General features: G+C 67.9%; 18 protein-coding genes, 1 tRNA gene and 6 pseudogenes. 16 read left to right on the forward strand and 9 right to left on the reverse strand.

Annotated elements, in window-relative coordinates:
• Window position 1 precedes the first annotated feature (1 nt).
• From accD to A0O31_RS06450, 3 genes are all read left to right on the forward strand, one after another.
• Entirely contained in the window at window positions 2-859 is an 858-nt protein-coding gene (gene accD / locus A0O31_RS06440) for an acetyl-CoA carboxylase, carboxyltransferase subunit beta (RefSeq protein ID WP_071677162.1), read from the forward strand.
• Window positions 843-1,793 carry an acetyl-CoA carboxylase carboxyltransferase subunit alpha gene (locus A0O31_RS06445; protein WP_071677163.1) on the forward strand — a complete coding sequence of 317 codons (951 nt, stop codon included), beginning with the start codon at window positions 843-845 and terminating at the stop codon, window positions 1,791-1,793. The genes accD and A0O31_RS06445 overlap by 17 nt, the downstream gene beginning before the upstream one ends.
• Window positions 1,794-1,861: 68 nt before the next feature.
• Window positions 1,862-3,469, forward strand: coding sequence for a PEGA domain-containing protein (locus A0O31_RS06450; RefSeq protein WP_071677164.1), 1,608 nt, complete (start codon window positions 1,862-1,864; stop codon window positions 3,467-3,469).
• Window positions 3,470-3,488: 19 nt separating this feature from the next.
• Here A0O31_RS06450 and A0O31_RS06455 read toward each other — a convergent pair whose 3' ends face one another.
• Window positions 3,489-4,130 (reverse strand): DUF1648 domain-containing protein, encoded by a 642-nt coding sequence (locus A0O31_RS06455; RefSeq protein WP_071677165.1) that lies wholly within the window; start codon window positions 4,128-4,130, stop codon window positions 3,489-3,491.
• A gap of 24 nt (window positions 4,131-4,154) precedes the next feature.
• Here A0O31_RS06455 and A0O31_RS06460 point away from each other — a divergent pair, with 24 nt between their 5' ends.
• Genes A0O31_RS06460 through A0O31_RS06470 form a run of 3 tightly spaced genes read left to right on the forward strand, consistent with a single transcriptional unit; the run spans window position 4,155 to window position 5,690 of the window.
• Window positions 4,155-4,847 (forward strand): NTP transferase domain-containing protein, encoded by a 693-nt coding sequence (locus A0O31_RS06460; protein WP_071677166.1) that lies wholly within the window; start codon window positions 4,155-4,157, stop codon window positions 4,845-4,847.
• A gap of 4 nt (window positions 4,848-4,851) precedes the next feature.
• Complete coding sequence (locus tag A0O31_RS06465) at window positions 4,852-5,397, forward strand: hypothetical protein (protein WP_071677167.1); 546 nt, start codon at window positions 4,852-4,854, stop codon at window positions 5,395-5,397.
• Window positions 5,398-5,450: 53 nt separating this feature from the next.
• Window positions 5,451-5,690: a ferredoxin gene (locus A0O31_RS06470; protein WP_003043460.1), complete on the forward strand. Its 240-nt coding sequence runs from the start codon at window positions 5,451-5,453 to the stop codon at window positions 5,688-5,690.
• A 7-nt stretch (window positions 5,691-5,697) separates the two neighbouring features.
• On the opposite strand, the gene A0O31_RS06475 is transcribed toward A0O31_RS06470, so the two are convergent.
• The 3 genes from A0O31_RS06475 to A0O31_RS06485 all read right to left on the reverse strand — a co-directional run bounded on the left by A0O31_RS06475 (window position 5,698) and on the right by A0O31_RS06485 (window position 7,644).
• The gene (locus tag A0O31_RS06475; protein ID WP_071677168.1) at window positions 5,698-6,183 is read right to left on the reverse strand and encodes a GNAT family N-acetyltransferase; all 486 of its coding nucleotides are present in this window, start codon (window positions 6,181-6,183) and stop codon (window positions 5,698-5,700) included.
• Window positions 6,184-6,255: 72 nt separating this feature from the next.
• Window positions 6,256-6,477 carry a cold-shock protein gene (locus tag A0O31_RS06480; RefSeq protein ID WP_014516375.1) on the reverse strand — a complete coding sequence of 74 codons (222 nt, stop codon included), beginning with the start codon at window positions 6,475-6,477 and terminating at the stop codon, window positions 6,256-6,258.
• Between the two features lie 117 nt (window positions 6,478-6,594).
• Window positions 6,595-7,644: a DnaJ C-terminal domain-containing protein gene (locus A0O31_RS06485; protein WP_071677169.1), complete on the reverse strand. Its 1,050-nt coding sequence runs from the start codon at window positions 7,642-7,644 to the stop codon at window positions 6,595-6,597.
• 147 nt (window positions 7,645-7,791) lie between these two features.
• On the opposite strand from A0O31_RS06485, the pseudogene A0O31_RS06490 reads away from it, so the two are divergent.
• Window positions 7,792-8,851 (forward strand): annotated as a pseudogene (locus A0O31_RS06490) (aminotransferase class V-fold PLP-dependent enzyme).
• Between the two features lie 68 nt (window positions 8,852-8,919).
• On the opposite strand, the gene A0O31_RS06495 reads toward A0O31_RS06490, so the two are convergent.
• Window positions 8,920-9,618 (reverse strand): undecaprenyl-diphosphate phosphatase, encoded by a 699-nt coding sequence (locus A0O31_RS06495; protein WP_476756171.1) that lies wholly within the window; start codon window positions 9,616-9,618, stop codon window positions 8,920-8,922.
• A gap of 23 nt (window positions 9,619-9,641) precedes the next feature.
• On the opposite strand from A0O31_RS06495, the pseudogene ispD reads away from it, so the two are divergent.
• From ispD to A0O31_RS06510, 3 genes and pseudogenes are all read left to right on the forward strand, one after another.
• Window positions 9,642-10,282, forward strand: a pseudogene (gene ispD / locus A0O31_RS06500) (2-C-methyl-D-erythritol 4-phosphate cytidylyltransferase).
• Window positions 10,270-11,108: pseudogene (gene ispE, locus A0O31_RS06505) on the forward strand (4-(cytidine 5'-diphospho)-2-C-methyl-D-erythritol kinase). The pseudogenes ispD and ispE overlap by 13 nt, the downstream one beginning before the upstream one ends.
• Complete coding sequence (locus tag A0O31_RS06510) at window positions 11,074-11,643, forward strand: hypothetical protein (RefSeq protein WP_071677170.1); 570 nt, start codon at window positions 11,074-11,076, stop codon at window positions 11,641-11,643. Before ispE ends, A0O31_RS06510 begins: the two are co-directional and overlap by 35 nt.
• Here the strand turns inward: A0O31_RS06510 and A0O31_RS06515 are convergent.
• Entirely contained in the window at window positions 11,640-12,134 is a 495-nt protein-coding gene (locus A0O31_RS06515) for a CarD family transcriptional regulator (protein WP_071677171.1), read from the reverse strand. The two genes, A0O31_RS06510 and A0O31_RS06515, sit on opposite strands and share 4 nt — an antisense overlap.
• Window positions 12,131-12,691: a TetR/AcrR family transcriptional regulator gene (locus A0O31_RS06520; RefSeq protein ID WP_039457764.1), complete on the reverse strand. Its 561-nt coding sequence runs from the start codon at window positions 12,689-12,691 to the stop codon at window positions 12,131-12,133. Before A0O31_RS06520 ends, A0O31_RS06515 begins: the two co-directional genes overlap by 4 nt.
• Window positions 12,692-12,773: 82 nt before the next feature.
• On the opposite strand from A0O31_RS06520, the pseudogene A0O31_RS06525 reads away from it, so the two are divergent.
• From A0O31_RS06525 to A0O31_RS06535, 3 genes and pseudogenes are all read left to right on the forward strand, one after another.
• Window positions 12,774-13,486, forward strand: a pseudogene (locus A0O31_RS06525) (cyanophycinase).
• Window positions 13,487-13,501: 15 nt separating this feature from the next.
• Window positions 13,502-14,001: pseudogene (locus tag A0O31_RS13565) on the forward strand (metal-binding protein).
• A gap of 43 nt (window positions 14,002-14,044) precedes the next feature.
• The gene (locus tag A0O31_RS06535; RefSeq protein ID WP_071677172.1) at window positions 14,045-14,530 is read left to right on the forward strand and encodes a TlpA family protein disulfide reductase; all 486 of its coding nucleotides are present in this window, start codon (window positions 14,045-14,047) and stop codon (window positions 14,528-14,530) included.
• Here A0O31_RS06535 and tsaE read toward each other — a convergent pair.
• The gene (tsaE, locus tag A0O31_RS06540) at window positions 14,492-14,935 is read right to left on the reverse strand and encodes a tRNA (adenosine(37)-N6)-threonylcarbamoyltransferase complex ATPase subunit type 1 TsaE (RefSeq protein ID WP_071677173.1); all 444 of its coding nucleotides are present in this window, start codon (window positions 14,933-14,935) and stop codon (window positions 14,492-14,494) included. The genes A0O31_RS06535 and tsaE overlap by 39 nt on opposite strands.
• Before the next feature lie 29 nt (window positions 14,936-14,964).
• A tRNA-Leu gene (locus A0O31_RS06545) sits at window positions 14,965-15,051 on the reverse strand.
• A gap of 227 nt (window positions 15,052-15,278) precedes the next feature.
• Here A0O31_RS06545 and A0O31_RS06550 point away from each other — a divergent pair.
• The 3 genes and pseudogenes from A0O31_RS06550 to nrfD all read left to right on the forward strand — a co-directional run bounded on the left by A0O31_RS06550 (window position 15,279) and on the right by nrfD (window position 19,902).
• The gene (locus A0O31_RS06550; protein WP_071677174.1) at window positions 15,279-15,914 is read left to right on the forward strand and encodes a cytochrome c3 family protein; all 636 of its coding nucleotides are present in this window, start codon (window positions 15,279-15,281) and stop codon (window positions 15,912-15,914) included.
• Window positions 15,915-15,921: 7 nt separating this feature from the next.
• Window positions 15,922-18,560, forward strand: a pseudogene (locus tag A0O31_RS13570) (4Fe-4S dicluster domain-containing protein).
• Window positions 18,553-19,902 carry an NrfD/PsrC family molybdoenzyme membrane anchor subunit gene (gene nrfD, locus A0O31_RS06560; RefSeq protein WP_071677175.1) on the forward strand — a complete coding sequence of 450 codons (1,350 nt, stop codon included), beginning with the start codon at window positions 18,553-18,555 and terminating at the stop codon, window positions 19,900-19,902. Before A0O31_RS13570 ends, nrfD begins: the two are co-directional and overlap by 8 nt.
• The last annotated feature ends 9 nt before the right edge of the window (window positions 19,903-19,911 follow it).

Below are 19,911 nucleotides of genomic sequence, written 5' to 3' on the forward strand. Positions count from 1 at the left end.
CGTGGCCTTAGAGAGGCTTTTCCGCCGCAAGCGCCCGAGCGGGGAGAACCGGGACGTCCCCGAGCTTTGGACCAAGTGCGAGGCCTGCGGGGCCCAGCTCTACAAAAAGGAGTTTAAGGAAAACCTCTACGTCTGCCCCAAGTGCGGCCACCACCACCGCATGCCCGCCGCCGAGCGGGTGGCCATGCTGGCCGATCCCGGTACCTTCCAGGAGACCACCCGCCTCGCCCCCTTGGACCCCTTGGGCTTCGTGGACACCAAGCCCTACGCCGAGCGCCTCCAGACCTACCAGAAGGAGACGGGGCGCAAGGACGCCATCGTAGGCGGCACCTGCGCCATCGGGGGGGTGCCGAGCGTCCTTTTGGTCATGGACTACGCCTTCGCCGGCGGCTCCATGGGGAGCGTGGTGGGGGAGGAGATCGCCCGGGGGGTGGAGCGGGCGGCGGAGGAGGGGAGGGCCCTCGTCATCGTGGCCGCCTCGGGGGGGGCCAGGATGCAGGAGGCGGCCCTTTCCCTCATGCAGATGGCCAAGACGGTGATGAGCCTGGACCTCCTGTGGGCCAAACGCCTGCCCTACGTTTCCGTCCTCACCGACCCCACCACGGGCGGGGTCACGGCCAGCTTCGCCGCCTTGGCGGACGTCATCTTCGCCGAGCCCGGGGCCCTCATCGGCTTCGCCGGGCCCCGGGTCATCCGCCAGACCATCCGCCAGGAGCTCCCCGAGGGCTTCCAGCGCGCGGAGTTCCTCCTGAAGCACGGCATGGTGGACCGGGTCACGGACCGCCGCCGGCTTAAGGCGGAGCTGGTCCAGGCCCTGCGCCACCTGCACCCTGGAGTCCCCTATGCCCCTGGAGTTTGAAAAGCCCATCCTGGAACTGGAAAAGCGCATCCAGGAACTCAAGGAAACCGCCCGCACCACGGGCGTGGACCTTGAGGCGGAGATCCGCCTTCTGGAGGAGCGCTTGGCGCGGCTTAAGCAGGAGATCTACGGCAACCTCACCCCGTGGCAGCGGGTGCAGCTCGCCCGGGCCCCAGGGCGGCCCACCACCTTGGACGTGTTGGCCAAGGCCTTCCAGGACTTCCTGGAACTCCACGGGGACCGGGCCTTCGCCGATGACCCCGCCATCGTGGGGGGGCTCGCCTACCTGGAGGGGCAGAAGGTGGTGGTGGTGGGCCACCAGAAGGGGCGGGACACCAAGGAGAACCTCCAGCGCAATTTCGGCATGCCCCACCCTGAGGGCTACCGCAAGGCCATGCGCCTCATGGACCTGGCGGACCGCTTCGGCTACCCCTTCATCAGCTTCATTGACACCCCAGGGGCCTACCCTGGGGTTTCCGCCGAGGAGCGGGGCCAGGCCTGGGTCATCGCCCAGAGCATCCAGCGCATGGGACGCCTAAGGGTGCCCGCCATCGCCGTGATCCTGGGGGAGGGGGGGAGCGGGGGGGCCTTGGCCATCGGGGTGGCCAACCGGGTGCTGATCCTGGAAAACGCCTGGTACTCGGTGATTAGCCCCGAGTCCTGCGCCGCCATCCTCTGGCGGGACGCCAAGGAGGCCCCCAAGGCGGCGGAGGCCCTTAAGCTCACGGCCCAAGACCTCTTGGCCTTGGGGGTAGTGGACGCTATTGTCCCCGAGCCCGAGGGCGGGGCCCACAAGGACCCGGACCGGGCCATCCAGAACGTGAAGGAAGCCCTTTTGCGGACCTTGGAAGAGCTGAAAGCCCTTAGCCCAGAAGCCCTTTACCAGGACCGCTACCGCCGCTTCCGCGCCCTTGGGGCCTACGCCGAGTCTTAAGGGCTTTTGGCCTCTTTCCCTCAGGATTTTCACAGGAACCCTTTAGCCTGGGGCTGGAGGTGAGGGATATGCGGAAGCTCCTCTTGGCGGTGTTGGGATTGGGGGCGGCTTTGGCCCAGCAGCTAAGCCCCCAGGGCATCCTCATCAACCCGGTGCCCACGGACTTGCAGGTCAAGGTCTGGGTGGACAAGGACCCCGGCAAGCGGGGCACGGCCCTTTACCAGGTGGGCGAGCCCATCTACATCTATGTGAACGTCAACCAGGACGCCTACGTCTACCTCTTCAACATCAACGCCGACGGGAAGATAGACCCCATCCTGCCCAACGCCTACGAGCGGGATAACTTCCTGAGGGCAGGGGAGACGCGGCGCTTTCCCCCGGAAGGGGCCCGTTACCGCTACACCGTGACGGGTCCGGAAGGGGAAGACCGCATCCTGGCGGTGGCGAGCCGGAGGCCCCTTTCCCTCCAGGAGATTCTGGACGTGGAGCGGAACCAGGTGAGGGTGGAAGGGACAGAGGGCTTAGCCAGGGCGCTTTCCATCGTGATTGAGCCCATTCCGGCCCGGGACTGGGTCACGGACGTGGCCCGCTACTACGTGGGCCGGGTTACCCCTACGCCCCCTTCCACCGCCACCCTGGCGGTGGACTCGAGGCCCCAAGGGGCCGAGGTCTACCTGGATGGCCGCCTCCAAGGGCGCACGCCCCTTTCCCTTGGCGTGAACCCGGGGCGGCACGAGGTGGAGGTGAGGCTTTCCGGCTACCAGCCCTACCGGGTGACGGTGAACCCGAGGCCTGGGGAGAGGGTACAGGTCTTTGCCCAGCTGGTTCCCGAGCCCCGGCAGGGCACCCTGGCGGTAACCTCCACGCCCAGCGGGGCGGAGGTCTACCTCAATGGCGCCTTGCGGGGCCGCACCCCCCTAAGCCTCGCCTTGCCCGAGGGGCGGTACGAGGTGGAACTTAGGCTTTCCGGCTACGAACCCCACCGCACCCGGGTGGAGGTGCGCCGGGGGGAGACCACCCGCTTGGACGTGCGCCTAAACCCCATCCGCACCGGTACCCTCCTCCTGGAGTCCAGCCCCTCGGGGGCCGAGGTCTACCTGAACGGGCAGCTTAGGGGACGCACCCCCTTGCGGCTCACCTTGGACGAGGGGACCTACCGGGTGGAGCTTAGGCTTCCCGGCTACGAGCCCTACGCCGCCAGCGTCCGGGTGGAGAGGGGGCGGGAGACGCGGCTTGCCGCCACCCTTACCCCCATCCGTACCGGGGAGCTCTCCCTGGAGGTGCGGCCCCAGGGGGCCGAGGTTTACGTGGACGGCCGCCTGGTGGGGCGGGGTGCCGTGCGGCTTAGCCTCGAGGCCGGCCTGCACGAGGTGCGGGTGGCAGCCCCCGGCTACGCCGAGTACCGGGCCCAGGTGGAGGTGCGCCCTGGGGAGAGCCTGCGGCTTTTCGTGGAGCTCGTGCCCGTGCGGGCGGTTTTGGAGCTTTACCTTAACGTGGAGGCCCGGGTCTTCCTGAACGGCGAGGAGGTGGGGCTCGCCCGGGGTGGCTACCTCCGCCTGGAGGTGTTGCCGGGGGACTACGAGCTCACCCTGGTGGCCAAGGGCTACCGCACCCTGGTGCAGACCGTGCGCCTAAGCGGCCAGCAGGTGCTAAGGCTGGAGCTTAGACCGCTTTAGAAGGCCCTGGCCCCGGCCCTTAAGGGCCGGGGCTTTCCTTGCGCCAGGCCAGGTAGGAGAAGGCCACCAGGTAGAGGGCACCCAAAAGGAGCCCCAAAAGCCATAACCCAATGCCCCACCCTTCCAAGAAGGCGGCGGCCCAGGCGAGGAGGCCAAGGAGGGTGAAGACCAGGCCCGCCCGCCCATGGGTCTTTCGCCACACCCGGGGGTTTTCCAGGGTCCAGGGGGTGCGCACCCCCGCTAGGTAGTTGGGGGGAAGCTTGGGGAGGAGGAACCCAAAGGCCAGAAAGACGAGGCCCACCCCTAGCAGGATGGCCTTCCCCACGGGAAAGGGATTTCCCTGCACCGCTTGCCAGGTGGCGTAGAGGATGGCCCCTTGCAGGAGGAAGAAGGACCAAACCACCCCGGCCACAAGCCAGGGCCAGACCGCAGGCGCCTGGCCCTTGAGCTTGGGGTCTAGCCGGGGGGCCAAGGCGAGAAGGGGGTAGAGGAGGAAGGTGAGGATCACGGGCAGGAGGAAGATTTCCAGGCGGCTCCCGTACCGGTCCACCTCCCCTTGGGCGTTGAAGTGGGCGGGGATCCTTTCCGGCAGCAGGGCGTAGGCGTAGAGGGTGAGGCCCCAGGTGCAAAGAAGCCCCAAAGGCGCAAGGAGGCGCTTCATGCCCTGAGCCTATACCATGGGGGCATGGAGGCCATCGTCCTAGGGGGCGGCGAGGAGGCTTGGGCCCGGAAGTACGGGGTGCGGAGCAAGGCCCTGGTGCCCTACCGGGGAAGGCCCTTGGCGGCGTGGGTGCTTTCCGCCTTGGCCGAGGCGGGGCTCTCCGCCCTCTACGTGGGGGAAAACCCTGGGCTTGTCCCTCCTCCCCGCCTCACCCTGCCGGACCAAGGGAGCCTCCTCGCCAACTTGGAGGCGGCCTTGGCCCATGTGGAGGGCCGGGTCCTGGTGGCCACCGCCGACATCCCCCACCTCACGCCGGAGGCGGTGCGCTTCGTCCTGGAGAGGGCGCCGGAAGCGGCCTTGGTCTACCCCATCGTGCCCAAGGAGGAGGTGGAGGCCCGCTTCCCCAAGACCAGGCGCACCTACGCCCGGCTCAAGGAGGGGACCTTCACCGGGGGGAACCTCCTCCTTTTGGACAAGGCCCTCTTCTTCCAGGCCCTGCCCTTGGCCAAACGGGTGGTGGCCCTGCGCAAAAAGCCTTTGGCCCTGGCCCGGCTGGTGGGCCTGGATATCCTCCTCAAGCTCCTTTGGGGGAGGCTTTCCCTGGCCGAGGTGGAGGCCAGGGCGAGCCGGATCCTGGGGGTGGAGGCGAGGGCCCTCGTCACCCCTTACCCCGAGGTGGGGGTGGACGTGGACCGGGAGGAGGAATTGGTAAGCTAGACCCATGCGCACGGTGAAAGAGCTACGCCTGGCGGGGCTTTTCGCCTACCTGGCGGCCTTGGTGTTGGGGCTTCTCCTTTCCTACTTCCTCCACGTCCTTTTGGGGGGCGGGGGACGGCTTGGGTGGGGAAGCTTTAACCTGGCCGGGCTTCTGGAGGGGCTTGGGTTCGTGCTCGCCTTTACCTTCGCCCTGTATCTGGCCAAGAAGGCGGTGCGGGTACCCTGCACCACCCTGCTCACCGCCGGGCTTTTGGGGCCCGCCCCCGCTCGCCGCCTGGCCAGGCCCCTGCCCCGGGTGGAAGGCCTCGAGGCCTACGAGGGCCGGGGGGTGGCCCTTTTGGTGCAGGAGGGGAGGCCCGTGGGCGTCCTGGGCCTTGCCGACCACATCCTGCCCTTGGAGGAGGTGGCGGGCGTGGAGGGGGAGGTGGCCGTGAGCGAGCTCGCTCCCCTTTTCCTCCGCCAGCCTTTGGTGCTGGTCTTCCGGGGGGAGGAGGTCCTTGGGGCCATTCCCCGGGAGGCCTTCTTCCGCCACATGGGCTTTGGGGCTTGACAGGGAGGCTTCTGGCCTAAAATAGGGGGGAGCGGTCGCTCGGGAGGTGAAGGATGCCGCACGTGATCTGTGAGCCCTGCATCGGAGTCAAGGACCAGTCCTGCGTGGAGGTGTGCCCCGTGGAGTGCATCTACGACGGGGGGGACCAGTTCTACATCCACCCCGAGGAGTGCATTGACTGCGGGGCTTGCGTGCCCGCCTGCCCGGTGAACGCCATCTTCCCCGAGGAGGACGTTCCCGAGCAGTGGAAGTCCTACATTGAGAAGAACCGCAAGCTGGCGGGGCTAGAGTAAACCCTGCTTAGGGGCCGGCCTTAAGCTCGCGCACGTACCAGCTTAGGGCCGGCCCCCCGTCTTTCACGTGGCGGAAGCCCTGGGCCTTAAAGAAGGCGATGGCGCGGGCGTTGTTGCCGTAGACCACGGCGTAAAGCCGCGCCACCCCGGCCAGGTGGTCCACCAGGTGGGCCAGGGCCCGCCGCCCCAGGCCAAGGCCCTGGCGGTCTTCCCGGATGAGGAGGAGGCTCAAGGTGGCGTCCTCCGCCTCGGGGTAGTGGAGCTTGTAGTCCACATAACCCACGGCCTCCGCCTCCTGGAAGAGCAGGAAGGCGCGGCGGCGGGGGTCTTTTTCCAAGGTGGCGAGGTCGCGGGCCACGTCCTCGAGGGTGGGCATCTCCATCCCGATCAAGGCGAAGTACCCGGGGCTTTGCCGATAGACGCGGTGGAGAAGAGGGGCGTCCTCCGGGGCCGCCGGGCGGAAGGCGAGGCTTAGGGTCCGCATCCCCCCCATGTTACCCTGCCCCTTCTAAGAAGCGGGTGAAAGAAAACCGCCCCGGGAAACCCGGGGCGGCGCTCCGCCCTTTTACCTGCGGGCCGGCTCCACCACGGTGACGTTCACCGCCTGGGGGCCCTTGCCGTTCTTGCCCGGCTCCACGTCAAAGGTGACGATGTCGCCCTCGTTCAGGGTGCGGAACCCCTTGGCGTTGATGGCGCTGAAGTGGACGAACACATCCGTGTCCCCCTCGCGCTCAATGAAGCCGTAGCCCTTCTCCGCGTTGAACCACTTGACCCGACCCTTCTGCATACCGCTCCTTCGCTTCCGGGCCCTTGCCGGGCCCGTATCCGGGGCCTTAGGGGTTGCTTTAGACCCAAGGGGCCACCCTGAAGCGACCCGGAATACCTCACTTTACCACAGACCGGGCTACTTGAGGAAGAACCCCTTAAGCCGTTCCCAAAACCCCTCGGGGGCCACCTCCTCCCCCACCTCCTCGGCGTAGGCCCTAAGGAGCTTTTGCGCCTTGGGGGAAAGCCTTTTGGGGACGGCGAGTTCCACCACCACCCTTAGCGCCCCCCGTCCCCGGCCCCCGGGGTGGGGGAGGCCTTCACCCGGTAGCTCAAACACCTCCCCATGCCCCGTGCCCGGGGGGATGTCCAAGGGGATGGGGCCGGAAAGCCCCGGCACCTCTACCCGGGTGCCCAGGGCGGCCTGGGCCAGGCCCAGGCGCAGGCGAAAGACCAGGTCCGCCCCTTGGCGCTCCAGGTGGGGGTGGGGGCGCACCCGGAGGCGCACGTAGAGGTCGCCGGGCCCCCCTGGGGCCAGGTTGCCGTAGCCTGGTACCCGGAGGACGTGGCCCTCGTCCATCCCTGGGGGGATGCGCACCGTAATCCTTTCCTCCCGGGGGATGCGCCCCCGGCCGTGGCAGGTGGGGCAGGCCTCCGCCAGGAGGTGGCCCTGGCCCTTGCAGTGGGGACAGGTGGTGCGGGTGACGAAGCCACCAAAGAAGCCTTGGCGAAAGGTTTCCACCACCCCGCGCCCCCCACAGGTGGGGCAGGTTACCCGCTTGCCCCCCTGGCCCCCGCAGGCCTCGCAGGGCACGAGCCGGGCGTAGACCACCTCCGCCTCCTTGCCCAGGAGGAGGTCTTGGAGCTCCACCTCCACCTCCGCCTCCAGGTCCTCCCCCCTGGGGGCGGCCCGGGGGGAGCGGAAGCCGAAGACCTGGGCGAAGAGGTCAAAGAGGTCCTCGGCGCGGTATTCCGGCTGCCCCAGGAGGCCCCGGTCGTACTGGGCCCGCTTTTCCGGGTCGGAGAGCACAGCGTAGGCCTCGTTGATCTCCTTGAAGCGCTCCTCCGCCGCCTTGTCCCCGGGGTTGCGGTCGGGGTGGTACTGCAGGGCGAGCTTGCGGTAGGCCCGTTTAATTTCCTCCTGGGTGGCCTCGCGGCCCACCCCCAGGATGGCGTAGTAGTCCTTCATCCACTTAGCACTTTACAGGGAGGGCGCCCTTCTGCTAAAGTGCCAGGCAATGAGGCTCCTGCGAGCTATCCGGTAGGGGGCCCCTTCCTTCGGGAAGGGCCCCCCCGGTTTGGCTGCGGGGGCCTCGCTTCATCTAGGAGGAAGCCCATGTTGCTCCTGACCCCCGGACCCACCCCCATTCCCGAACGCGTGCAAAAGGCCCTCTTGCGCCCCATGCGGGGGCACCTGGACCCCGAGGTCTTGGCGGTGAACCGGGCCATCCAAGATCGGCTCTTGAGGCTCTTTGACCCCGGGGAAGGGGCGCTGGTGGCCGCTTTGGCCGGCTCGGGGAGCCTGGGCATGGAGGCGGGCCTGGCCAACCTGGACCGGGGCCCGGTGCTCGTCCTGGTGAACGGGGCCTTTTCCGCCCGGGTGGCGGAGATGGCGGCCCTCCACGGCCTGGACCCCGTGGTCCTGGAATTCCCCCCGGGGGAGGCGGTGGACCCCGAGCGGGTGGCCCAGGCCCTTAGAAAACGCCGCTACCGCATGGTGGCCCTGGTCCACGGGGAAACCTCCACCGGGGTTTTGAACCCGGCGGAGGCCATCGGGGCCCTGGCCAAGGAGGCCGGGGCCCTTTTCTTCTTGGACGCCGTGACCACCTTGGGGATGCTCCCCTTCTCCATGCGGGCCATGGGGGTGGACTACGCCTTCACCGGGAGCCAGAAGTGCCTCTCCGCCCCGCCGGGCCTGGCCCCGGTGGCGGTTTCGGCGGAGGCGAGGAAGGCCTTTTCCGGGAAACGGGGATGGTACCTGGACCTCGCCCGGGTGGCGGAGCACTGGGAGCGGGGGGGGTACCACCACACCACCCCGGTCCTCCTGCACTACGCCCTCCTCGAGGCCCTGGACCTGGCCTTGGAAGAGGGCGTGGAGGCGAGGGAAAAGAGGGCGCGGGAGGTCTACGCCTGGCTTCTGGAGGAGCTAAAGGCCCGGGGCTTTAGCCCCTATCCCAAGGAAAGCCCCTTGCCCACGGTCTTGGTGGTCCGCCCCCCGAGGGGGTGGAGGCGGACCGCCTGGTCAAGGCCCTTTACGCCCAAGGGGTGGCGGTGGCCGGGGGATTGGCCCCACCCGGGGAGAGGTCCTGCGGCTCGGCCTCATGGGGGAGGGGGCCCGGAAGGAGCTTTACCAGGCTTTCCTGGAGGCCTTGGACCGGGTCTTGGCCCTAGCGTAGGAAGAAGTAGGCGTAAAGGAGGGCTAGGGCCATGCGGTAGTAGGCGAAGGGGCGGAAGCCGTAGCGCTTCACGAAGCCGAGCATCCAGCGCACGGTGAGAAGGGCGGTGACCAGGGCGGCGAGGAAGCCCAGGAGGAGAAGGCCATACCCCCCTCGGGCACCGCCTGGGCGCTTTTTAGGAGGTCGTAGCCCACGGCCGCCAGCATGGTGGGGAGGGCGAGGAGGAAGCTGAACTCCGCCGCGCCCTTCCGGGATAGCCCCAACAGGAGCCCTCCCAAAATGGTGGCCCCGCTCCGGCTCGTGCCGGGGAAGAGGGCGGCCAGGCCCTGGAAGACGCCGATGAGGGCCACCCGCCCAAGGGGAAGCTCGGTGGCGTCCCGGAAGCGGGCCCTTTCCGCCAGGCGGTCGGCGAAGAGGAGGACGAGGCCCACGAAGAAGAGGAAGAAGACCACCACGTCGTCCCGTCCCAGGATGACCCCCTTGATGAAGGGGTAGAGGAGAAAGCCCATGGCCGCCGTGGGCAGGAAGGCCACCCCGATGCGGAGCCAAAGGGCCCGGTCCACCAGGAAGCGCCTCCCATAAAGGAGGAGGATGGCCAGGATGGCCCCAAGCTGGATGGCGATGAGGAAGGTCTTCAAAAAGGGATCGCTTTCCACCGGTAGGCCCAGGAGGTGGAAGAGCAGGGTCAGGTGGCCGGTGGAAGAGATGGGCAAGAACTCCGTGAGCCCCTCCACCACCCCCAAGAGAAGGGCTTCCCAAGCGCTCATGCGGCCCATGCTACCATGGGGACGTGGAGGTTTCCGTCCTCATCCCCGCCGCCGGAAGGGGGAGCGGCTGGGTCTTGGGCCCAAGGCCTTCCTGAAGGTGGGGGGGAAGACCCTCTTGGAGTGGGCCCTGGGCCCCTTCGCCCAGGCGGCGGAGGTCCTGGTGGCCTTGCCCCCCGGGGTGGAGGCGCCCAAGGGCCTCAGGGCCACGTTTCTGCCGGGCGGGGAGACCCGCCAGGCCTCCGTGGCCCGGCTTCTGGAGGCGGCAAACCTTCCCTTGGTCCTGGTGCACGATGTGGCCCGGCCCTTCGTGAGCCAGGATCTTCTGGAGAGGGTCCTAAAGGCTACCCAGGCCACGGGGGCGGCGGTGCCCGTCTTGCCCGTGCCGGACACCCTGGTCCGGCCGGAAGGGGAGGGCTACGGGGAGGTGGTGTCCCGGGAGGCCTTGCGCCTGGTCCAGACCCCCCAGGGCTTCTTCACCGCCCTTTTGCGGGAGGCCCACGCCTACGCCAGGAAGCGGGGCCTTCTGGCCACGGACGACGCCCAGCTGGTGCGGGCCTTGGGCTACCCCGTGGCCTTGGTGGAAGGGGAACGCACGGCCTTTAAGATCACCTATCCGGAGGACCTCCTCCTGGCGGAGGCCCTGGCGCGGGCATGGAACGGCTAGCGGTGGCCAAGGTGAACCTGGGGCTTTCCCTTTTGGGGCGAAGGCCCGATGGGTACCACGAGCTCCACACCCTCTTCGCCGCCCTCACCTTCGGGGACCGCCTCTATCTGGAGCCCATCCCCGAGGGGATTGAGTTCAGGGGCCGCTACGGCAAGCGGAACCTCGCCTACCGGGCGGCGGCTTTGTACCTGGAGGTGGCGGGCTTTCCGGGAGGAGTGCGGATCGTGCTGGAAAAGGCCTTGCCCGAGGGGGCGGGCCTGGGCGGGGGAAGCTCGGACGCCGCCCAGGTGCTTTTGGGCCTGAAGGAGCTCTATCCGGCGGAGGTGGACCTCTTCGCCCTGGCCCTTTCCTTGGGGGCGGACGTGCCCTTTTTCCTCCTGGGCGGGGGGGCGGAGGCCCGGGGGATTGGGGAGCGGCTTCGCCCCCTGGCCCTCCCCCCCTTCCCGTGGTGGTGTTTGCCCCGGGCCTGCGCCTTCCCACCCCCCGGGTGTACGGGGAGGTGAAACCCCACGACTTCGCCCCCGAGCTCCCCGTGGAGGAAATCCTGGGGGCGCTCGCCCGGGGGGAGGAGCCCCCCTATTGGAATAGCCTAGAAGGCCCCGCCTTCCGCCTTTACCCTGAGCTCAAGGAGGTAAAGGCCCGTCTCAGGGGTTTGGGGCTCAAAGGGGTCCTCATGACGGGCTCGGGGAGTGCCTTTTTTGGCCTGGCGGAAAGCGAGGAACACGCCGAGGCGGTGGTGAAGGCCCTAAGGCACCGGGGTTTTGTCCGCAAGGGTATTCTGGGAGGTCCCCATGTCCCCTCTGGAAACGGCGCTTTCCCCCTATAGCGAGGCCTTGGCGGAGCTGAAGGCCCTGCCCATCCGCTGGGACCAGGAGCGCTTTCTTTTTTGGTTAAAGCAGGACTATCCCTTCGTGGAGGCCCTCTACCGCTTCCAGGTGGGGCTTTTGGCGGAGGCCCCCCAGGCCCACCGCTTTCCCCTGGTCCAGGCCCTCTTAGCCACGGTGGAGGAGCTGGACTGGCTCCTTTCCCAAGGGGCGGACCCCAAGGAGCCCGTGCACCCCGTGCGCCAGGAGTACGCTGCCCTCCTGGGGGAGATGGGGGGCCTGGCCTACCCTTACCGCCTCGTCCTCTTTTACTTCCTGAACCGCCTTTTCCTCGAGGCCTGGAACGCCCACGTGGAAGGGGAAGGCCCCTGGCAGGAGCTCGCCGAACACTGGTCGGCCCCGGAGTTCCAGGCGGTGCTCTACGACCTGGAGGTCATCGCCCAGGGCCAGTTGGCCGAGCTAGACCCCCATCTCCTCCAGGCCTACCTGGCCCGCATCCTGGAGATGGAGAAGAGGACCTGGAGCCTACTCCTTTAGTTGAGCTCCTCGCCCCAGGCCTCCTCAAAGAGGCGCTTGGCCTCCTGCACGGAGATTTCCAGGGTCTGGGAAACCTCTTCGGCCAAGAGGTAGATGGCCCGCCTTAGGGCCTGGCGGTCCAGGTCGGCCAGGCCCCGCTCCAACTCCCAGGCCCGGAGCTGCCCCGCCATCTGGGCGATGCGGTAGGGGTTCCCGTCGGCCAGGATCTCGCTCGTCTTCCGGTGCCTCGCCGCCCACTGTTTGGGCAGGGGCATGCGCCCGTTTTTCAAGAGGTCCAGGATGACGGGCACCTCCTCCGGGCTTAAGGCCTTGCGCATCCCCACGCTATGGGGAGCCTCCACGGGCACGTAGGCCTTGGAGCGGGAGCCGGGGAAATCCACCTGGTAGTAGGCCCGGCTTACGCCGCTCACGCTCCGCTGGGCTATGCCCGCCACCACACCGACCCCGTAAGGGGGTAGGACCACCTTGTCGCCGGGACGAAACTCTTTCACGGCGCGACTCCTTTCCGGAGCACCAAGAGGAGGTGCTCCATGTAGGCCTCTACCTCTAGCTGGGGGGTACACCCTAAAGCCGCCAGCACGGCGGCGGTGGCCTTAGGGGAAAGCTCGGGCCGTACGGCCCCTTCCGCCTGGCCGCTTCGCACCAGTTCTTCCAGTAGGTCCAGGTAGTGCTGGTGCAGGCCCTTGAGCCAAGGGGTGGGGTCTTCCATGGCCTCCCGGGCCACGGCGGCCCAAAGGCCCCGCCACTCCTCTATCCAGGCCAGGCGCTTGCGCAAAAGGGCCTCCAGGCGCACAAAAAAGGGCGCCCGCAGGCGCACCACCTCCTCCACCTCCCGGTAAAAGGCCCAGGTCCTTTCCTCCACCAAGGAGCGCAACAGGTCCTTCTTGTCGCGGAAGTAGAGGTAGATGGTGCCCTTCCCCACCTCCGCTCTCCGGGCTACCTCCTCCATTTTGAGCCCGGAAAGCCCCATCTCCCGGAGAATTTCCAAGGTGGCCTCGAGGATGGCCCGCTTCTTATCCTTGGAAATCGCCCCCGGGGGGGATACCATCGCGGCCACGTGCTTGAGTCTACCACACCGCCCTTTTCCTTTCATGAGGAAGGCGCTACCCTAAGGGGCAAGGAGGCAGGGTATGCGTCAGGGCTTCTTCGCCTTGCTCACCGCAGATCCTTTGCGGGGGGCTTTGCGCCCCGTGGAGGAAAGGCTTTTGGCGGAGGCCCGGGGGAGGCCCTTTTCCTCGTCCCCTACCCCTTGCGGGACGTGGCGGAGGCCTGGCGCCTGGCCTACCGCCACCTGGGGCTCAAGCGGGGGAAGGTGGTCTACTTGAGGCGCAGGGAAGAGGCCTTTGACCCCGAGGTGGCCCAGAAGGTGGCGGAAAGCCCCTTGGTGCTCTTGGCCGCCGAGGGCCTCCCGGAGTTTTTGGACCTCATACGGGGAAGCCTCCTCCTCGAGGCCCTCCTGGAGGTCCACCGCCAGGGTGGGGGCGTGGTGGCCTTGGGGGAGGCGGCGGGGATTTTGGGCGAGGCCGCCTTTTACACCCTGGAGGGGGAGGTGCGGGCCGCCTTGGGCCTGGCCCTTCTGCGGGGCCTTGCCCTTTTGCCCCGGGTGGAGGAAAGGGGCAGGTTCTTGGCCCTTTCCCGCCTGGTGGCGGACAACCCGGACCTGGTGGGCCTGGGGCTATTGGAGAACACCGCCTTGCGCCTCTTAAGGGGCCTAGGGGAGGTCTGGGCAGGGGGGGTGACCCTGGTGGACGCCGGGGGGGCGGAGTTCACGGCCAGGGGGGTGAAGGGGCTTAAGGTGGACGTGCTTGCGGCGGGGGAGCGCTTCCCTTTGCCGGCCCTGTAGCCTTACCATGGCCCCATGCCCTCGGGGCGCGTGCACGAGGCCGTGAACCTGACCGTTTTGGGGGCCGGGGCCCTCGCCTACCTGGCCCAAGGGGGCTCTCCGGAGGAGCCCCGGGCCTTGGCCTTCGCCTTGGCCTATCTGGCCGGCACCTACCTGCTTTCCCCGGACCTGGACCTGGCGGAAAAGGGGGTGCGCGCCGGACGGCGCTGGGGGGTTTTGCGCCTCCTTTGGCGGCCCTATGGCTGGCTCTTCCGCCACCGGGGTCTTTCCCACACCTGGGTGCTGGGGCCCCTCACCCGGCTCGCCTACCTGGGGGGGTGGTTTGGGTTTTGGCCTTCCCCTTGGGGAGGCTTTTGGCCTACCTGGGGGTGGATTGGGACCTTCGGCCCCCTTCCTGGCCCAAGGAAGCCTTGGGGTGGGGGCTTTTGGGTTATTACCTTTCCCAGTGGCTCCACCTGCTGGCGGACGGCATCTGGCCGGACCACGATCTCAGGCAGCTTCGGCGGCCAAGGTGAGGGGGTTTACATACCCAGCCGGGGCAGGGTAGAAAATGAGGGCATGCGCACGCGGGTGTTTTGGGCTTTGGGGGTTCTATTGGGCTTGGCCTTGGCCGTGCAGCCTGGGCAGCGCATCCCCGAGTTTGCCCTTTGGGACCCGCAGGGCAACCTCGTCACCCCCGCCACCCTGAAGAAACCGGCGGTCCTCGTCTTCTGGGCGAGCTGGTGCCCGGTGTGCCGGGCAGAGTTCCCGGGCCTCCACAAGGTGGCGGAGGAAACCGGGGTACCCTTCTACGTCATCAGCCGCGAGCCCAAGGACACCAAAGAGGTGGTTCTCGCCTACATGAAGGCCTACCCCCGCTTTATCCCCCTCCTGGCCTCGGACCGGGACAAGCCCCATGAGGTGGCGAACCGCTTCAAGGTTTTGGGGCAGCCCTGGACCTTCGTGGTGGACGCGGAGGCCAAGGTGGTGGCCCTTTTCGCCGGGCGCGCCGGCCGGGAAGCCTTGCTAGACGCCCTCCTCCTCGCCGGGGTGGAGGTGCCATAGCTCCGCTTGCCGGACCTCGCCTTGGGGGATAAGGCGTAGGAGGAAATCCGCCTCCAGGCCCTCTGGGTCGCCCCACTCCACCAAAAGAAGCCGCGCCCCCTCCCGGGCCGCCTCCAGCTGGGGCAGGAGGAGGTGGGAGTCCTTCAGGCGGTACAGGTCGGCGTGGACCAGGGGGCCTTGGGGGGTGGGGTAGGTGTGGATCAGGGTATAGGTGGGGCTCGTCACCCGGCCCCCAAAGCCCATGGCCTCCGCCAGGAAGCGGGCGAAGGTGGTCTTCCCCGCCCCTAAGGGGCCTTCCAGGACCACGAGGGCCCCTTGGGGCAGGAGGGGGAGGACCTCCTTGGCCAGGGCCTGGGTGTCCTCGAGGCTCCCCAGGGTTCGGGTGAGGAGCAGGGTCTTCCGCATAAGCAGAAAAGGCCCCGAAGGGCCTCTCTTGGTGCCGGGAGCGGGACTTGAACCCGCACGCCCTTGCGGGCACCACCCCCTCAAGATGGCGTGTCTACCAGTTCCACCATCCCGGCAGGGCGCGCCTCACGCGCAAGGCTCAGTTTAGCAAAACCCCCTTCTTTGTCAAGGTTGGCGGGCTTGGGACATTTGTCCCTACATCCCTTGGGTAGATTACCCCTGATAAGTCCTTGCGAAGGGGTTAGGTACGGGTACGGCCGCACTCCTTATGGAATGGTCCATGGCCCCTGATGGAAACCGAGGCGGCGTGTCCCTAGCCTAAGGCCCTAAGGCCGGAGGTGGCATGCGGAGACGCAACCGTTGGGTACGTACCCTGTTCTGGGGCTCGGTCTTCGGGGTGTTCGCCCTCTTGGGGGTCATCTTCTCCGGGGTGGCGGTGGGGGCCTTTGAGCAGCGCATCCTTCCCGTGGCCCAACCCATTCCCTTTAGCCACGCTTTCCACGCCGGGGGGCTTGGCCTTTCTTGCCGTTACTGCCACCCTTCGGTGGAGCATGCCCCTTACGCCGGGCTTCCCCCCACGGAGACCTGCATGACCTGCCATACCTACGTGAAGCCCGATAGCCCCAACCTGGCCCTGGTGCGGGAAAGTTGGGAAACGGGCAGGCCCATAGAGTGGAACCGGGTCATCAACCTGCCGGACTTCGTCTACTTCAACCACGCCGCCCACGTGGCCAAGGGGGTGGGGTGCGCCGAGTGCCACGGGCGGGTGGACCAGATGCCGGTGGTCTACCAGCCCCAGGCCTTCACCATGAAGTTCTGCCTCTCCTGCCACCGGAACCCCGAGGCCCGCTTGCGGCCCAAGGAACAGGTCTTCAACATGGCCTACACCCCCGATCCCGAGCTCGGCAAGAAGCTCAAGGAGCTTTACCAGATCCGTTCCCCCGAGGCCCTTACGAGCTGCAACACCTGCCACCGCTAGGAGGCGTATGAAGGAGACGCGCGGTTTTCCCGAAGCCCTGGAAAGGGAGCTATTCCGGGAGGAGTTTCCCTTTGGCCCCGTGACCCGAAGGGGCTTTTTGGCCCTGGGCCTCTTGAGCCTTGCCGCCTGTACCCCGGTGGTGCGGCGCAAGGGGGTGCCCTATGTGCGCCAGCCCGAGTGGGTGGTGGAGGGGGGGAGGGCGGAGTTCGTCACCGCCTTTCCCCACGCCGGCTTCGCCGAGCCCGTGCGGGTGCGCCATTACCAGGAGCGGCCCCTTTTCCTCACCCCCCTCGAGGCGGCCATGAGCCCTTACCCCCTGGCCTCCCTCTACGCCCTCTACGACCCAGCCCGCAAGGGGAAAGGCCCGGACTGGGAGGGCTTCTTCGCCGCCTGGCGGAAGGCGCTTGGGGAAGGGGAAACCCTCCTCGTCCTCCCCCGGACCACCTCCCCCCGCCTCGAGGGCCTGGTGCGGGAGGCCCTGAGGCGCTACCCCAACCTGCGGGTGGCCCGGTTTGAGGCCTGGAGCTTGGAGAACGTCTACCTGGGGGCCGAGCTCGCCTTTGGGCGCGGGGCCTGGCCCGTCTACCGGCCCGAGAGGGCGGAGACCGTCCTCCTCTTGGACGTGGACCTCCACGAGCACCCCGCGGGCTACCTCTGGGGGAGCGCCCTGGCCCAAAGGCGCCTTCCCCCCATGAACCGCATCTACGCCGTGGAAAGCGGGGCAAGCCTCCTCGGGACCCTGGCGGACCACCGCCTGGCCCTGAAGCCGAGCGGGGTGGAGGCCTTCCTCCTGGACCTGGCCCGGGCCCTTGGGGTGGTCCCGGGAAGCCCCGTCTCGGACTACGGCGGCTTCCTCCCCGCCCTGGCGGAGGACCTGGGGCGGGGTGGGGTGGTCCTCCCTGGGGTCCACCTCTCCCCAGGGGCCCAGGCCCTGGCCATGGCGGTGAACGCCCACCTAAGGGCCCCCGTGGCCTACGTGCCCCCGCCCGAGGGGGAGGCGGCGACCCCCAGGGCCTTTCAGGAGGCCGAGGGGGCAAGCCGCTTGGTCTGGGCCGCGGAAGGCCCCTTGCCGAGCCTTCAGGGCAAGGCCTTCGCCGCCGTGCTCTCCCTTTACCCCAAGGAGGCCCCCTATAGCCTCCCCCTCGCCCACCCCCTGGAGGCCTCCAGCCCATGCCGGGACGCCCAGGGGCGGCTTTGGCCCGCCCAGGCCCTGGTGAAGCCCCTCTGGGGGGGAGGTCCCTGGAGGAGGTCCTGGCGGGCCTCCTGGGGGAGGAGCTTCCCGCCCTCTCCCCCGAGGAGAAGCAGGCCCTGGCGGAGGGCCGTCCCTTGGCGGAGGCGGAGGTCTTGGAGGTGGCCTTGAGGCCAGGGCTTGGGGACCGGCTTCCCCCCTTGCGGGAGGAGGCCCCCCTGGAGCTCACCCTGCGCCCGGATGCCAGCCTCTTTGACGGCCGCTACCGGCAGAACCCCTACCTCCAGGAGCTCCCCCGGCCCCTCACCCGCCTGGTCTGGGACGGGGCCCTCCTGGCAGGGGAAAAGCAGGCGGAGGCCTGGGGGCTTTTGCAGGGGATCCGCGCCCGGGAGCGCCGGGCCGATCCCCAAAGGCCCCTCCTCCGGGTGCGGGCGGGGGGGCAGGAGGTTCTTCTCCCCCTTTGGCCCCTTCCCCTGCTCCCCGAGGGGAGCCTCGTGGCGCCCCTTTCCCACGTTTTCCACCCCGAGGGGGTGGCCTTCCCCGCGGAGGTGACCCCCACGGGGCGGGACTACCCCTTGGTCTCCACCCAGTACCACGGCGACTTGGGGGAGGTGGAGGTGGAGGCGGTCCACGTGATGACCGAAAAGGAGGCCCTAAAGGAGCCCAAAGGGGAAAAGCGCCTTTCCTTCTACCCCCCCTGGCCCCAGGGGGAGCACGCCTGGGCCATGACCGTGGACCTAAGCCGCTGCCTGGGGTGCGGGCTTTGCGTCCTGGCCTGCCAGGTGGAGAACAACATCCCCGTGGTGGGGAAGGAGGAGGTGCAGAAGGGGCGGGAGATGCACTGGATCCGCCTGGACCGCTACTTCACCCCCGAAGGGGCTTTGCACCAGCCCGTGATGTGCCAGCACTGCGAGAAGGCCCCTTGCGAGGCGGTCTGCCCGGTGGCGGCCACGGAGCACTCCGATGAGGGGCTAAACCTCATGGTCTACAACCGCTGCGTGGGCACCAAGTACTGCTCCGCCAACTGCCCCTACAAGGCCCGCCGCTTCAACTTCTTCCCCTACGCCGAGCGGTTCGTGGGCCAAGGGGACCCCCGGCGGGCCAAGGAAAGCCCCCTCGTCCTCCTCATGAACCCCGAGGTGACGGTGCGGAGCCGCGGGGTCATGGAGAAGTGCACCTACTGCGTCCAGCGCATAGAGCTCGCCCGGGCCGAGGCCGCCAAGGAGGGGCGCAGGATCCGCACCGGGGAGGTGAGGACCGCCTGCCAGGAGGTCTGCCCGGGGAAGGCCATCCACTTCGGCGACCTCCTGGACCCCGAGGACCCTATCCAGGCCCACCGCAGGGAGGGGCGGCACTACACCCTCCTGGAGGAGGCCAACACCTGGCCCCGCACCACCTACCTGGCCCACCTCAAGAACCCGAACCCGCGCCTAGCGAAGGAGGAGGCCCATGGCTAAAGAACCCCACCCGGACCGCGACCTCATCCAAGGGGAATGGACGGAGAGGAGCTTGGTGGAGAAGCTCTTGGAGCCCGTGGAAAAGCCCCCGCCGAGGCCCTGGAAGGTGGTGGCGGCCGTGGGCTTGGCCCTTACCCTGGCCTGGCTTTACGCCATCTTCGTCACCTTCGTCCAGGGCCTGGGCACCTGGGGCATCAACCAGCCCGTGGCCTGGGGGTACGATATCGTCCACTTTGTCTGGTGGATCGGCATCGGCCACGCCGGGACCCTCATCAGCGCCATCCTGGTCCTCATGCGGCAAAACTGGCGGGACTCCCTAAACCGGGTCACGGAGGCCATGACCCTCTTCGCCGTGCTCTGCGCCGCCACCTACCCCCTCATCCACATGGGCCGGCCGCAACACTTCTACTGGGTCATGCCCTACCCCACCCATATGGCCCTCTGGCCCCAGTACAAGAGCCCCCTCTCCTGGGACGTGCTGGCCATCATGACCTACCTCACCATCTCCACCCTCTTCCTCTACCTGGGGCTCATCCCCGACCTGGCCCTCTTGCGGGAAAGGAGCAGGGGCTGGCGGCGGAAGCTTTATGGCTGGCTCTCCTTGGGCTGGACGGGGAATGCCGTCCACTGGCAGCGCTACCGGGCGGTGTACGTCCTCCTGGCGGGCCTCGCCACCCCCGTGGTCATTTCCGTGCACTCGGTGGTGAGCATGGACTTCGCCTACGGCCTGGTGCCCGGCTGGCACCTCACCGTCTTCCCCCCCTTCTTCGCCGCCGGGGCCATCTACTCGGGCTTCGCCATGGCCCTCACCCTCATCATCCCCTTGCGCCGGTGGTACCGGTTGGAGGGGGTCATCACGGAGCGGCACCTGGACTGGATGGCCAAGGTGACCCTGGCCTCGGGGCTCGGGGTGGCCTACATCTACCTTTTGGAGATTTTCATCGCCTGGTATAGCGGGGAGCCAGCGGAGTGGGCCCAGCAGCTTTGGCGCATGACGGGGCCCTACGCCCCCTACTACTGGGCCATGATGCTCATCAACGTGGTCCTCCTCCAGACCCTCTGGTTCCCCCGCTTCCGCAAGAACCTCACCTGGCTTTTCCTCTTCTCCCTTCTGGCCAACGTGGGCATGTGGCTGGAGCGCTTTGTGATTGTGGTGATTAGCCTCTCCCACGATTTCTTGCCGGGGAACTTCCACCTCTACTACCCCACCTGGGTGGACTGGACGCTCTTCCTGGGGACCATCGGCTTCTTCCTCTTTGGCCTGGCCCTCTTCATCCGGCTTTTCCCCCCCATCGCCGTGGCGGAGATGGTCCACCTCTTCCACAAACTGCGCGGGCACTAGGAGGGCAGG

It is taken from the genome of Thermus brockianus (assembly GCF_001880325.1).
GTDB lineage: Bacteria > Deinococcota > Deinococci > Deinococcales > Thermaceae > Thermus > Thermus brockianus.